The 12,956-nt window shown below is 60.2% G+C and carries 11 protein-coding genes and 1 pseudogene; all 12 read right to left on the bottom strand.

What is annotated here, in order from left to right; all coding sequences use genetic code 11:
• Positions 1-1,235, bottom strand: a 1,235-nt coding sequence (locus C9413_RS16720; protein ID WP_170250655.1) for an ABC transporter ATP-binding protein, incomplete at its 3' end; no start/stop codon positions are given.
• A gap of 28 nt (positions 1,236-1,263) precedes the next feature.
• Complete coding sequence (locus C9413_RS16715) at positions 1,264-2,019, bottom strand: DUF1028 domain-containing protein (RefSeq protein ID WP_040115581.1); 756 nt, start codon at positions 2,017-2,019, stop codon at positions 1,264-1,266.
• 3 nt (positions 2,020-2,022) lie between these two features.
• Positions 2,023-3,807 (bottom strand): gamma-glutamyltransferase family protein, encoded by a 1,785-nt coding sequence (locus tag C9413_RS16710; protein ID WP_040115580.1) that lies wholly within the window; start codon positions 3,805-3,807, stop codon positions 2,023-2,025.
• Between the two features lie 12 nt (positions 3,808-3,819).
• Positions 3,820-4,692 carry an ABC transporter permease gene (locus tag C9413_RS16705; RefSeq protein WP_040115579.1) on the bottom strand — a complete coding sequence of 291 codons (873 nt, stop codon included), beginning with the start codon at positions 4,690-4,692 and terminating at the stop codon, positions 3,820-3,822.
• Positions 4,689-5,636: an ABC transporter permease gene (locus C9413_RS16700; protein ID WP_040115578.1), complete on the bottom strand. Its 948-nt coding sequence runs from the start codon at positions 5,634-5,636 to the stop codon at positions 4,689-4,691. The genes C9413_RS16705 and C9413_RS16700 overlap by 4 nt, the downstream gene beginning before the upstream one ends.
• 65 nt (positions 5,637-5,701) lie before the next feature.
• Positions 5,702-7,210, bottom strand: a complete 1,509-nt coding sequence (locus tag C9413_RS16695) for an ABC transporter substrate-binding protein (protein WP_040115577.1) — start codon at positions 7,208-7,210, stop codon at positions 5,702-5,704.
• Positions 7,211-7,275: 65 nt separating this feature from the next.
• Positions 7,276-8,007 carry a FadR/GntR family transcriptional regulator gene (locus C9413_RS16690; RefSeq protein ID WP_040115576.1) on the bottom strand — a complete coding sequence of 244 codons (732 nt, stop codon included), beginning with the start codon at positions 8,005-8,007 and terminating at the stop codon, positions 7,276-7,278.
• Positions 8,008-8,162: 155 nt separating this feature from the next.
• Positions 8,163-9,563 carry a CehA/McbA family metallohydrolase gene (locus C9413_RS16685; protein ID WP_040115575.1) on the bottom strand — a complete coding sequence of 467 codons (1,401 nt, stop codon included), beginning with the start codon at positions 9,561-9,563 and terminating at the stop codon, positions 8,163-8,165.
• 11 nt (positions 9,564-9,574) lie between these two features.
• Positions 9,575-10,675, bottom strand: coding sequence for an ABC transporter ATP-binding protein (locus C9413_RS16680; protein WP_170250654.1), 1,101 nt, complete (start codon positions 10,673-10,675; stop codon positions 9,575-9,577).
• Between the two features lie 16 nt (positions 10,676-10,691).
• On the bottom strand, positions 10,692-11,522 hold the full coding sequence (locus C9413_RS16675; RefSeq protein WP_170250653.1) for a carbohydrate ABC transporter permease: 831 nt from the start codon (positions 11,520-11,522) through the stop codon (positions 10,692-10,694).
• Complete coding sequence (locus C9413_RS16670; RefSeq protein ID WP_040115572.1) at positions 11,522-12,430, bottom strand: sugar ABC transporter permease; 909 nt, start codon at positions 12,428-12,430, stop codon at positions 11,522-11,524. The genes C9413_RS16675 and C9413_RS16670 overlap by 1 nt, the downstream gene beginning before the upstream one ends.
• A gap of 79 nt (positions 12,431-12,509) precedes the next feature.
• A pseudogene (locus tag C9413_RS16665) lies at positions 12,510-12,956 on the bottom strand (ABC transporter substrate-binding protein); the annotation flags it as partial.

Here is a 12,956-nt window from a genome sequence, read left to right as displayed (position 1 = left end):
GCCCCCACAGTCATCCGCGGATTGAGGCTGGCGAACGGATCCTGAAAGATCATCTGGATGCTGCGCCGCATGCGGCGCAGGTTCGATGGATCAAGGGTTGTCACATCATAGCCGTCAAGGATGACCTTTCCCGCGTTCGGTTCGACGAGGCGGGTGATGGAGCGGCCTGTGGTCGATTTGCCACAACCGGATTCGCCGACAAGCGACAAGGTCTCGCCCTGAAAGAGATCGAAGGAGACATTCTCGACTGCATGGATGGCGCCGGTTTTTACGCCGAAAAGCCCGCCGCGGACAGCAAAGCGGGTGGTGAGGTTCTTGACCTCGAGGACCGGCGTCTTGCTGACAACCGTATCTGCCACCGCTACCGGCTCGCTCCGCTCGCCAGTCGCGGTATCGACAACAGGAAACCGGAGCGGCCATTTTTGTCCGGCCATTGAACCGAGTCGCGGCACGGCGGAAAGCAGCGCGCGCGTATAAGGGTGCTTGCCGCGGAGGAAGATATCACTGGTCGGGCCGGTCTCGACGGCCTCGCCGCGATACATCACGATTGTCCGGTCCGAAATTTCGGCGACGACGCCCATGTCATGGGTGATGAAGAGAACGGCCATGCCTTCCTCCTCCTGCAGCATCTTGATGAGGTCGAGAATCTGGCCTTGGATCGTCACGTCGAGCGCCGTCGTCGGCTCGTCGGCAATCAAAAGTTTCGGCTTGGAGGCAAGCGCCATTGCGATCATCACCCGTTGGCGCATGCCGCCGGAAAACTGGTGAGGATATTCATCGAAACGCGAGGAAGCATTCGGGATACGGACCTTTTCCAGAAGACGGATCGTTTCATCGCGCGCCTCGGACCGGGTCGTGTCGCCGTGACACGTGAGTGCTTCGGAGATCTGCCGGCCGATCGTGAAAATCGGATTGAGACTCGTCATCGGCTCCTGGAAGATCATCGCGGCGTCATTGCCGCGCACACGCCGCATCTCCTTGTCGGAAAGTGCAAGGATATCCTTGCCGTTCAGGACGATCTTGCCGTCGATGCGGCTCTGGTTCCTGGCCAGCAGTCGCATGAGCGAGAGCGAGGTGACGCTCTTGCCGGAGCCGCTTTCGCCTACGATGGCCACCGTTTCACCTGGCATCACATCGAAGGCGATGTTGCGGACCACCGGCTTCCACTGGCCATCGACGAGGAACGACGTCGTCAGGTCTTTGACCGAGAGCACGGATTTTGCGGCTTCACCCATTTCGGTTCCCTGCTTTATCATTTGCGTTTCAACGCTTGAGCGGCGTTGCAAAGGAGGCCGAAGGGCGGCCTTCGGCTGTACGTGCGGCTTCAAGGGTGGCGATCTTTTCGTCGATCACGCGGCGGTCGATCAATCCGCTTGGGTTTTGGCGCGTCGCCATCGTGTCGGCGACATGCAGATAGCGCTCCTGGGCGACGGCATAGAGGCGGCGAAGTTCGCCAAGCGGATCGGCATGGTCGTCGACGCGGATATTGAGCCAGGCGTAATCCTGATCGCGATAAACGAGCAGCGACGCCGATTGCCTGCCGCGCTTGTCTCCGCCTGCATCTTCGCCGGCCTGCATGGCTTCGAGCAACCGCTCGGCAAGCGGCAGCCGGGAAGTCTTGCGATAGACGGCGAGCGTCTTTTCGAGCACCTGCGGTCCGCCCAGCATATTTCCGGCGACGGATATGCCGTCCCCAATAAGATGGCCTGCCCAGTCGATACATCGTGCGCCCGTAAAAGCTGCATTCCGGCCCGTGGCGTCGATCAAGTGGAACTGCCGCTGATCGCGGCCTTCGTCGCGGGCGGTCAGTTCACGCAGGATATCCGCTGGAGCCTGTCCCGACGCAAGCGCGGCGAGCCCGTCGATGCCGTAAAGCGGGCTGACGAAAGCCTGCGTCGCAACCGCGCCGATGCGGCCGCGAATATGCGGGACGAGGCTGCCCACGGCGAAGAAGCGGCTGGCAACGGCGATGCCCAAGTGGCCGGCTTCAGGGTCGCGGGCAACGATCGACCAGGTCATGGCTTATCTCCCGACAGCATAGGCCTGCATCAGGCGCGGTGTTGCGGCTGCCCGCATCAGGCCATCGGCATCGCGGCGCGCAGCGGTGAGGCGGCCGACGGTCCATGGGTCGGCGACCGTCAGATTGTGGCCCTTCCGCCGCAGCGCATCGAGAACCTCGGTGCCGAAATTAGCCTCCGCCATCAGGCTGCCCGGCTCGCGGGTACGTGGATAAAAAGAGCTCGGGAAATGCGACGTGTGGAAGAGAGGCTGATCGATTGCGGCCTGCAGGTTCATCGTGTGATGCACATAGCGCATGAAGAAGGAGAGCTGCCATTGCTCTTGCTGGTCGCCGCCGGGCGTGCCGAAGGCGAGTGTGGGCCGGCCTTCGTAGAGAGCTAAGGATGGCGTCAGCGTGGTGCGTGGACGCTTGCCTGGCGCAAGCGACGTCGGCAGGCCGGGCTTCAGCCAGAACATCTGCGCACGCGAATTCAGGCAGAAGCCGAGGCCCGGCACGATCGGTGAGGACTGCAGCCAACCGCCTGACGGCGTGACGGAAACCATGTTGCCCTCGCGGTCGATCACGTCGATGTGGACGGTGTCGCCGCGCTTTTCGGAAAGATGCGCCATGGTCGGCTCGTAGACGGCGCCTGTCTTTGAGGCGACGTTAAGCATGTCCATGGTGAGTTCGTATTGAGCTTCGAAGCCGGGAATGCGTCCGGGACGCAATTCAAGCGATGCCTCGGAGGTTATCAGCTTCCGGCGCGCGTTCGCATAGGCATCGGAGAGCAGATGCTCGATCGGGACTTCCGCGAATTTCGGGTCGCCATAATAGATTTCACGGTCGGCAAAGGCGAGTTTCATCGCCTCGGTGAGCGTATGGACGAATTCGGCGCCCGCCGGGTCCATTCCGGCGATGTCGATCTCCTTCAGAAGCGAGAGCGCCTGCAAAAACACCGGGCCTTGGCCCCATGGGCCGATCTTTGCGACCGTCCAGTCGTGATACTGATAGATAAGCGGCTCTTCGATCGTAGCAGACCATTTTGCCATGTCGTTCGCGCTGATGACGCCCTTGTGCCGACTTCCGCTTGCATCCATCACCTCCGTCGAGCCGGCATATCTGTCAATCGCTTCGGCAACGAAACCGCGATAGAACGCATCGCGCGCAGCTTCGACTTGTGCCTCGCGGCCTTTTTTTGCTTCGGCCTCCGCGATGACGCGCTTCCAGGTTTTGGCAAGCACCGGGTTCTTGAAGTTCGAGTGCGGCGCCGGGACCGAGCCGCCGGGCAGCCAGGTCTCATGCGAGGTCGGCCACTCCTTCTCGAAGAAAGATGCAAGGCCGGAGATTGTGGCAGACACGCGCTCAAGGACAGGGTGACCGTGCTCGGCATAATGAATTGCCGGTTCAAGGATGTCGCGGAGGGTCAGGCGCCCATAGTCTCGAAGCATCAGCATCCACCCATCGAAAGAGCCGGGAATGACGCTGGCAAGCAGTCCGTTGCCTGGGATTAGGCTCAGACCTTCAGACGTATAGTGCTCGATTGTGGCGCCGGCTGGAGCCGGCCCCTGCGCACAGATGACTTCGACCTTGTCCTTCTTCTTTGAATAGAAGATCGCAGGCATGTCGCCGCCCGGCCCGCAAAGATGCGGCTCGAGGACCTGCAGCACGAAGCCGGTAGCGACCGCTGCATCAAACGCGTTTCCGCCTTTTTCGAGCATGCTCATTCCAACGGCGGAGGCGATCCAATGGGTTGACGTGACGACGCCGAAGGTGCCCAAAATCTCTGGGCGGGTGGTGAACGCGGTCATTTTAGAATCCTTTCATGCTTCGCGCGGGTCGAGCGCATCGCGCAGCCCGTCGCCGAGAAGGTTAAAGCCAATCACGACGAGGAAGATTGCCGCACCCGGCCACATCGCCATCCACGGCGCTTGGGAGAGGAAATTCTTGGCAACGTTGAGCATCGAGCCCCAGCTGGGGGCAGGCGGCTGCTGACCGAGGCCCAAAAAGGAAAGGCTCGCTTCGGCGATGATCGCTGTCGCAATCGTCAGTGTCGCCTGCACGAGAATCGGCGCAAAGACATTCGGCAGGATATAGCGACTGATGATGCTAAAGTGTCGAAGCCCGATGGAACGTGCGCCCTCAACATATTCCTCCGTCTTGACGGCGAGCACCTGGCCGCGGGTCAGCCGGACGAAAATCGGCATGGCCGAAAGACCAATGGCGATCATCGCATTCGTCAGGCTTGGGCCTAGGAACGCCGCAAGTGCGATCGCGGTGATTAGAAACGGCATGGCGAGGAAGGCTTCGGTGACGCGGGAGATGATCTGGTCCGTCCACCCGCCGAAATAGCCGGAGATGAGGCCGAACGGAACGCCGATCACAACCGCAATCGCCACCGAAAAGACACCCGCCATCAGCGAGGCCTGTGCGCCCCAGACCATGCGGGAGAGAATATCACGGCCAATGTCATCGGTTCCGAGCCAGTGGGCTGCTGACGGCGCCTTGCGGATTGCAGACCAGCTCGTCGCGTTGGGGTCGGGGATCGGCAATAGCGGCGCTGCTGTTGCGACAATGGCGAAGAAGGCGATGATCCCGAGTCCTGCGATCGCCCCTTTGTTGGCCTTCAGCTTGCGCCAGGCCCGGCTTGGTGAGCGCTGATCAGTTGCAATGGCGATCTGGTCGAGAGCGGTCATAGGGCTGCCCTCATTCGCGGATTGAGAAGGACATAGACGATGTCAGCTAACAGGTTCATCAGAATGAAGCCGATTGCCGTGCAAAGCACCACACCTTGGACGACCGCATAGTCGCGGTTGAAGACGGCATCGACGATGAGTTTGCCAAAGCCTGGAATGGTGAAGATCTGTTCGGTCAATACCGCACCTGCAAGCAATTCGCCGAAGAGCAGTGCACTCAGCGTGACGATCGGCAGGACGGCGTTGCGAAAGCTGTGTTCAAGCACGACGGCGCGCTCGGAAAGTCCCTTGGCCCGGGCGGTGCGGACGTAATCGGCGCTGAGTACGTTCAACATCGCGGAGCGGGTGTGACGCATCAGCGTGGCGGCCAGTGCGTTGCCAAGCACAAAGGATGGCATCAACATCGTTTCAATCGAGCGTAGCGGGTTGCTGAAGAAGGGTTCGTAACCGGAAGCGGGAAGCCAGCCGAGCTTCACCGAGACCAGCAGGATCAGCATGATGCCGAGCCAGAAATTCGGGACCGAGAGACCTGAAAGTGCAATGAGATTTGCGAGGTAGTCGAAGCCCGTATTCTTCTTGACCGCTGCTAAAATCCCCATTGGCACGCCGATGGCGAATGCGAAGATCATCGACATGATCGCCAGCTGGATGGTCACCGGCAGCTTTTCCGCCACAAGTTCAACAACCGGCTGGTTGGTACGCAGCGATATGCCAAGGTCGCCCTTCAGAACCGAGCCGAGCCATGAGACGTACTGATAGGGTACTGGCTCGTTCAGCCGGTATTTTTCGCGCAGGTATTCGATCACCTGCGGATCCCGCTCCTCGCCTGCCATGGCGAGAATGGGGTCGCCCGGCAAAAGCTTCTGCAGCGAGAAGACGAAGATCGAGATGATCAGCAGCGTCGGAATAGCGACCAGAAGCCGCTTGGCAATGTAGGTGTACATGAGCAGCTCCTGACACGGCACCGGGAGCATGGCGGATACTGGTCCGCCATGTGGGTCTGTTTGGATCAGCCGGCTTTCTTCACGCCGGCAAGGCGGATCATGCCGTCCGGCGAGGGGACGAAGCCGGTAATGTTTTTATGCAGCGCCCAGATCCAGGACTGGTGGCCGAGATAGATGATCGGCAGGTCCTCGTTGAGAATTCCTGCGGCGGCGTCATATTTCTGCTTGCGCACGGCATTGTCGGTCGAGGCCCGGGCCTCATTCAGCAGCTTGTCGACGTCAGGGTTGCAATATTTGGTATCGTTGATTCCGCCCTTGCAGGTGATGAACTGATGGATGTTACCGTCGGGATCGACGCGGCCGGACCAGTCGGAACGGCTGAGCTGGTAGTTGCCCGCCGTCTGCTCAGACAGAAGGGTCGCAAACTCCGTCGATTTCAGACTGACGTCGAACCCTGCCTCGGCGACCATCGACTGGACGATCTGCATCATCTGCGCCGCGACCGGGTTGTTTGGGATCTGCATTTCTACGGGCACACGATCGAAGCCGGCTTCCTTCAGGAGCGCTTTTGCCTTGTCGAGATCGCGGACAGGCACTGGAATGTCCTTGTCGAACCACGGGCTATTGGGCGGGAACGGCTGATTGCCGCCCACGGCAGTGCCTTCGTAGACGATCTGGTTCAGCGCCTCGCGGTCGATCGCAAGCGAAAAGGCCTGCCGCAGTCGCTTGTCCTTGCCGAACGGATTGTCGGCGCGCGGGCCGTTGGCGATGTTCGCATAGAGCGCCATGTAGCCGATATTGACCACGTCCGCGTAGGTCAGGCTCGCATCCTCCTTGACCGAAGCTGCGTCAGTGGCGGCCAGTCGCTCGATCATGTCGAGATCGCCAGAACGAAGGTTGGCAAGGCGCACGGTCGTATCAGGGATCGGCAGATAGGTGACCTTGTCGATGAAGACATTGTCCTTGTTCCAGTAATCCTTGAACTTCTCGAGCACGATGCGGTCCTGCTGCACGCGTTCGACGAACTTGAAGGGTCCGGCACAGACCGGCCGACTGCCGAAATTCGCGCCGAGCTCCTTTGCCGCCTTTGGCGAGACAATCATGCCGGCTCTATCTGAAAGCTGGGCAAGCAAGGTGACGTCCGGGCTCTTCAGCGTGAATTTCACTTCATAGGGTGTGACTGCTTCGACTTTTTCTACAGAGGCGAGCTCGCTCTTGCGGCGCGATTCAGGCAACGTCATGTTGCGCTCAATCGTGGCGACGACTGCTTCGGCATCAAGCGGCGTGTCGTCATGGAATTTTACACCCTCGCGCAGCTTCATGGTCAGCAGCTTACCGTCGCCAGACCACGTCCAGTCGGTCGCAAGCTGCGGCACGATTTTCAGGTCGGGTGTAACATCGACCAGCTTGTCGCACATTGCCGTGTAGACGATGCGGCCCACGAAGGTGCGTGACTGCGCCGGGTCAAGCACGTCGGCATCATCCTGCAGACCGATTTTTAGTTCGGCAGCGAAAGTGGGCAGCGCAATCAGCGCGCCCGAAAGAAGGGTCGTCACGAATCTGGCGATCGTCATGGCATTCTCCTCTGTCGTTCTTTGCTTATTGAGGGGCAGTGCATGCCCTTCAGCGTCGGGCTCGCTTAGGCGAGTTCTTGTTTGGTCTTCGGTTCGTGGTGGTCTAGCGAGGTAATGCGGATCAGGCTTTCCTGGAGCGTCAAGAGATGTTGGCGCATGGCTTCGCCCGCCTTGGCAGGGTCGCGGGCAGCAATCGCCTCGACGATTGCGGTATGCTGGCCGTAAGTGACCGTGCGCGTCTTGCTGACGCTGCGGGCGCGCTCGCGGATCGTCTGCCAGGCCTCGTCCTGACGCACCCTGTTGATGACATCAAAGATCGCCAGGAAAAGTTGGTTGCCGGCGCACTGTGCGATCTGCCGGTGCAGTGCGCCGTCCCAGAGTTCGCGGCCGTCGGCATCGGTGCTGTCGTGGATCTTCTTGACGAGCTCATACATGCGCTCGATATCGGCGGCCTTGGCGCGCATGGCGGCAAGCTGGGCCAGCTGCGGCTCAACGCGCAAACGCACTTCCATGACTTCCATCAGGTCGGTCCCGGCGACGATCGAACCGACATGCTCGCTCCAGCCATCGGGTCGTCGCCCTGCAAAGGTGCCCGAACCCTGACGCCGCCAGATCAGCCCCTCGGCTTCCAGGACCTCCAGTGCACGGCGCACGGCCCGGCGGCTAACGCCAAATCTTTGCGAAAGCGCACGCTCCGTCGGCAGCTTGCCATCCGCATCCAGTCCGTCCGAACGCAGCAGCGTCCGGAGCTTGTCCAGTGCAAGGTTTGAGTTTCCGGCGGCTTCGTCCATTGGCAAATGGTCCGTACCAATTGATTATTGGTTCAATCCAGACCAAATTAGCCGACGCGTCAAGCGAATTTTTGGGCAGGTTCTGCAATGCACAAAGTTTGAGCGATTTGGTGCGCGGTGCACGGTAGTTCGTTGGTCCTGTCCTGACGTATGGCGCCAAATTAGGCTTCTATATAGACGGGATTGCTGAGCGCGCGGCGGATCGGCTGGCCGTGGATATCGGAACCGCGAAGCTGCCATGGCAGGCTCGTGCCGGATATCGCCGCTGTGAATTCCGATAAAAGCCGCGCGCGGCTCTCCCCGGCGATGACTTCGGCGCGCAGAAAGGTCTTCGGCTCACCGGAAAAGCGGCCCGTCCACGCATCGTCCTCAATCGGCTGGTCGACAAGCACGCCGGTGGCGTCCAGAAACAGGAGGCGATCACCTTTTGCTCCACCCACTTCGGCTTCGGCAAAAACCGGACCGGACACTGTTTCGCCCATCGGCTTACCGTTGACGGTAAGAGCCAGGTGGGGCCCGGAAGGACTCTCGGTAACGTAGCCGCGGCCTGCCTTCATGGCGGCAAGGATTGCCTCTTCGGAGAGTTCTTCGAGCCAAAGCACGGTCGTCGGACGGGCAAGTGCAAGCGGACCCTCCGGCATCAGGCGTGCGGGCTGGTGGAAATCGCTGCCGCCGATGGCAGAAATCTTCAGGCCGGAAGAAAGGCGCCGCTGATAGCGTTCGAGCGATATCCAGTTCCAGGCCATCCAGGTGGATTGCCAGACCTCCATGCAGTCGGTCTTCGGAAGCTCGTAGTCCCAAGGGATCGTCGGCTTGTCATGGTTGATGGACAGAAGGCCTCCGCGCTCATGCACCAAACGTGCAAGTGTATGAGCGTCCCCTGGCTTCGTCATGCGGAAATCGATCCAGTCGTCGACGCCGAAGACATTGGCGTGGCCGGCGCCGGTCGTCACTTCCATGGCGCGAACGAAAACGAGGTCGGTTGAGGAGTTCGGATGAAAATAGCGCCGCTGGGCGATTGTGTTGTGGTCGGCGATCGCGAGAAAATCGAGACCGGCCTGTTTTGCTGCTTCATGCAGCAGTTCCGGGGAGCCGGCGGCATCGGAATGGTAGGTATGGCAATGAAGGTCGCCTCGATGCCAGCCGGCACCCTTGCGCACTGGGAACGTGCGGGATGGAGGCGGCTCCAGTTTGCGCTTCGCCCTGTCGTAATCAATCGTGAGGAAGACAGCGGTCCCTTCCGCCGGCACCTTGTAAAGGCCGAGTATCACCTTCCAGCGGCCCGCTGGTAGATCGCCGTGGAGATAGCCGGGCGTGGCATCGTCCGTCGCAACGAAGAAGCGATCGCGCGCTCCGCCGCTCCAGCCTCTGAAGCCGGCGGTGGATGGATAGTCGGTGGCGCGCGGATCAAGCAGGCCGAGGTCGACAATGCAATTCTCGGTCCTGGCATAGCGCATTGCTACGTCGATCCGCGTGGTCCCGACGGGAACCTCGAAGGCCACGCAGAAATAGGGGTTGTCAACCTGATCAGCGCGAGAGACATGGATGGCGATTTCGCGCATTCGATGCCTGCCTACTCGCCAATGACGGGAATGCGTGCGCCGGTGGCGTCGAAAAGTGTCACATGCGCTTTATCGAAGGAAAGCGCCACGCGGGTGTCGCCCTTGATGTCGTCGTCGGTGAAGCTACGGGCCGTCACGCGTCCTGAGTCCTGTCGCTCCATCGTCACCAGGCTTTCCGGCCCCATGTTTTCATTCGCAAAGAGCATGCCGGAAATGACGTTCGCATCACCCGCGCGTGCGATGCGCAGATGCTCGGGGCGGATGCCCAGCGTCATTGTTTTTGCGTCTGCCGCACGTGCGACGGCCGCGGAAATCGCAAGGCCCTCAAGTGTCAGCCCTTCGGCTCGAAGCTGCAGCCTGTCTTCTGCGACCATGGCTTCGACTGGAACGAGGTTCATTGGCGGATTGCCGACGAAATTCGCGACAAAAGTGGTTGCCGGGCGGCGGTAAATTTCGATCGGCGGAGCAAATTGCACGACACGCCCCTTGTCCATGACCGCGATGCGGGTCGCAAGCGCCATGGCCTCGGCCTGATCGTGGGTGACGTAGACGGCTGTCATACCCATGTCGCGCTGAAGATGATTGAGGAAGCCGCGGGCCTCGAGGCGAAGCTTGGCGTCGAGGTTCGAGAGCGGCTCGTCGAAAAGATAGACCTGGCTTGGATAGACAAGGGCGCGGGCAAGCGAGGGGCGCTGCTGTTGCCCGCCGGAAATCTGGCTCGGCAAGCGCTTTAGGAGATCGCCGATCTTAAGCACGTCGGCGACTTCCTTGGCCCGTGCATGACGCTTGTCCTCCGCCTCGCCGCGGACCTTCAAGGGATAGGCGATGTTGTCGGCAAGGTTCATGTGCGGATAAAGCGCATAGTCCTGGAAGACCATCGAAATCTTCCGGTCCTTTGGATGAAGAAAGGTGACGTCCTTGCCGGCGATCAGCACCTTGCCTGAGGTAGGCGTTTCCAGGCCGGCGATCATGCGCAAGCTGGTGGTCTTGCCGCAGCCTGAGGGCCCGAGCAGGCAGACGAATTCGCCGTCGGCGATCGAAAAGCTGATGTCGGGCACGGCGTTGAAGGCACCGAAGCTCTTAGAGACGTTCTGGAATTCGACAGAGGCCATGAGACTGATCTTTCGATTACGACTTGATGCCACCGAAGAACCGGAAGCCGAACTTCCAGTTTACGAAGAGGTAGAGCACGATGACCGGCAGCGAATAGAGAAGAGAATAGGCGGCAAGCAATGTGACAATGGGCGTGCCGGCTTCGGAATAAAACGAGTAGATTGCCACGGAGGCGGGCATCAGATTGTCGCTGCGCAGCAGGATGAAGGGGATGAGAAAACTGCCCCAGATATTCACGAAGGCCCAGACGACGACCACGACAATACCGGGCCGGATCACTGGCAACGCCACGTCGAAGAACGCCTGAAGCGGCGATGCGCCAGCGCCCATGGCGCTCTCTTCGTAAGAGCGTGGGATTGCGTCGATGAAATCACGCAGGATGAACATCGCCGTCGGCAGCAGTCCGCCCGCAAAGACAAGGATAACAGCAAGATGCGTGTCGATGAGACCCGCCGCTGATATGATCAGGAAGATCGGCACCATTGCCGCCGAACCGGACACCACGGAAGAAAAGAGCAGCAGGATATATGTGACCGCACCCTTGCCCGGGACCGAGGAGCGGGACAGCGCGTAGGCTGCGAGGGTTGCGGCAGTGCCGACGAAGACGACACCGCCGAGGGCCTGGACGAGACTGTTGAACAGCGCCTGCATGGCGAAGCTGTTTTGGAAGACGGTTGCAAAATTCGCCAGCGTGAACGGCTTAGGGATGGCAAGGCCGAGCTCGGCGCGCGCGTTGAACGGCGCAAAGGCGAACCAGACGAGTGGTAGCGCGAAAATGGCCCCGAGCAGCGCGGCAACAGCCGAAAAGCCCAAGCGCTGCACATAGACTGCGCGCGATATCTGCATCACTCTGCCTCCGCCGTCTTTATGCGAGCGATACGCAGGTAAGCGAGCGCGAATACCAGATTGATGAGCATGATGACGACGCCTACGGCGGCACCCTTGCCGAATTCGAAATCCTTGAAGGCGATCCGGTAGGTATAGATGGAAAGAATTTCGGTGCGGTAGGATGGCCCCCCGTTTGTCAGCAGGAAGGGCGTGAAGACGTTGAAGGTCCACATGGTAATCAGGATGAGGTCGGTAACAATATGACCGCGGATCAGCGGCAGGGCGATATCGCGCAGCTTCTGCCAAGAGCTTGCGCCGGCGACATCGGCGGCCTGGAAATAGCTTGGCGGGATCGATTGGAAAGCCGAGTTGAAAAGCATCATCGAGAAGGCGGCGCCGCGCCATGTGTTGAAGAAAACGATCACCCGGAATGGCTGCTGCAGCAGCCAGTCTCCTGGCGGCAGGCCGAGACTGCGCATGATCATGTTCAGCGTGCCATTGTCATAGTCGAGGAAGGCAAACCAAGCAAAACCGATCACCACTTCCGGAAGGATCCAGGCAGCAATCACGGTCGTCTGCAGAAAGGTTTTGAGGGACGGTGAGACGGCCTGGCTGAGCCAGGCAAGCACGAGGCCGAGCAGCGCCTGGCCGACGAGTGCCGACAGCAACACGAACTGAATCGTCAGGACCAATGAAAAGCCGAACTGGCCGCGTGTGAAGAAGGTCGCCGGATTAAAAAGCGCGACGTAGTTCTGCAAACCGACGAAATCCGGTTCGAGCGCCGTTCGTCCGAGCAGCGTTTGGTTCGTGAAGGAAACAAAGATTACCCAGAAAAAGGGGATGATGACGAAGATGCCGACCAGTGCGGCTGCGGGCGCCAGAAAAACTGCGCCCGCGCGCGTGGAAAGCAGGGAGAACTTCTTCATTCTTGAAAACCCGATGACGGTTTGCGGCGTCCGTTTGATTGGACCGGCCGTGATCCCGGCCAGGTCCAGTCCCGACCGGTCAGAGACGGCTGACGGTGTTTTCTTCGCCGACGATGGCGACAATGGCGGCCTTGTACTGGGCCATCGCGTCTTCAGGCGACATTTCGCCGGAGACGACGCTTTCCGTCATGCGCTGGATCTCAGTGGATACCTTATTGTAACTGGCGTCGTTGGGACGCGCCGTCGTAATCGGCAGCAGCGTTTTTGCCGTTTCCGTCAAGAACGGCGAGTTCGGGATTGCGACGTCGTCACGGATCCGGATCGCCGGCTGGATCTCTTGGAACGCGGGCAACTGCTCCTGACTGGTCATGAAGGAGAGCAGTTCCCAGGACTCCTTCGGCGCATCGGTATGCGGGTTGATGACGAAGCCCGTTCCGCCGGAACTGGTGGCGAAGTCCTGGCCGCGCAGGCGCTTGCCTGGCGGGTCGGCCGTCGTCATCTTCCAGGTCATGGCCTTTTCGCGGTG

It is taken from the genome of Rhizobium sp. SEMIA 4085, from assembly GCF_013004495.1.
Taxonomy (GTDB): domain Bacteria; phylum Pseudomonadota; class Alphaproteobacteria; order Rhizobiales; family Rhizobiaceae; genus Rhizobium; species Rhizobium gallicum.
This window is presented reverse-complemented; position numbering and strand designations above follow the sequence as displayed.

Bases quoted from the DNA above. Each gene is read 5' to 3' on its own strand.
- C9413_RS16680 (WP_170250654.1), bottom strand. From the start codon at position 10,675: ATGGCCTCTGTCGAATTCCAGAACGTCTCTAAGAGCTTCGGTGCCTTC.
- C9413_RS16685 (WP_040115575.1), bottom strand. From the start codon at position 9,563: ATGCGCGAAATCGCCATCCATGTCTCTCGCGCTGATCAGGTTGACAAC.
- C9413_RS16715 (WP_040115581.1), bottom strand. From the start codon at position 2,019: ATGACCTGGTCGATCGTTGCCCGCGACCCTGAAGCCGGCCACTTGGGC.
- C9413_RS16700 (WP_040115578.1), bottom strand. From the start codon at position 5,636: ATGTACACCTACATTGCCAAGCGGCTTCTGGTCGCTATTCCGACGCTG.
- C9413_RS16710 (WP_040115580.1), bottom strand. From the start codon at position 3,807: ATGACCGCGTTCACCACCCGCCCAGAGATTTTGGGCACCTTCGGCGTC.
- C9413_RS16705 (WP_040115579.1), bottom strand. From the start codon at position 4,692: ATGACCGCTCTCGACCAGATCGCCATTGCAACTGATCAGCGCTCACCA.
- C9413_RS16695 (WP_040115577.1), bottom strand. From the start codon at position 7,210: ATGACGATCGCCAGATTCGTGACGACCCTTCTTTCGGGCGCGCTGATT.
- C9413_RS16675 (WP_170250653.1), bottom strand. From the start codon at position 11,522: ATGCAGATATCGCGCGCAGTCTATGTGCAGCGCTTGGGCTTTTCGGCT.
- C9413_RS16670 (WP_040115572.1), bottom strand. From the start codon at position 12,430: ATGAAGAAGTTCTCCCTGCTTTCCACGCGCGCGGGCGCAGTTTTTCTG.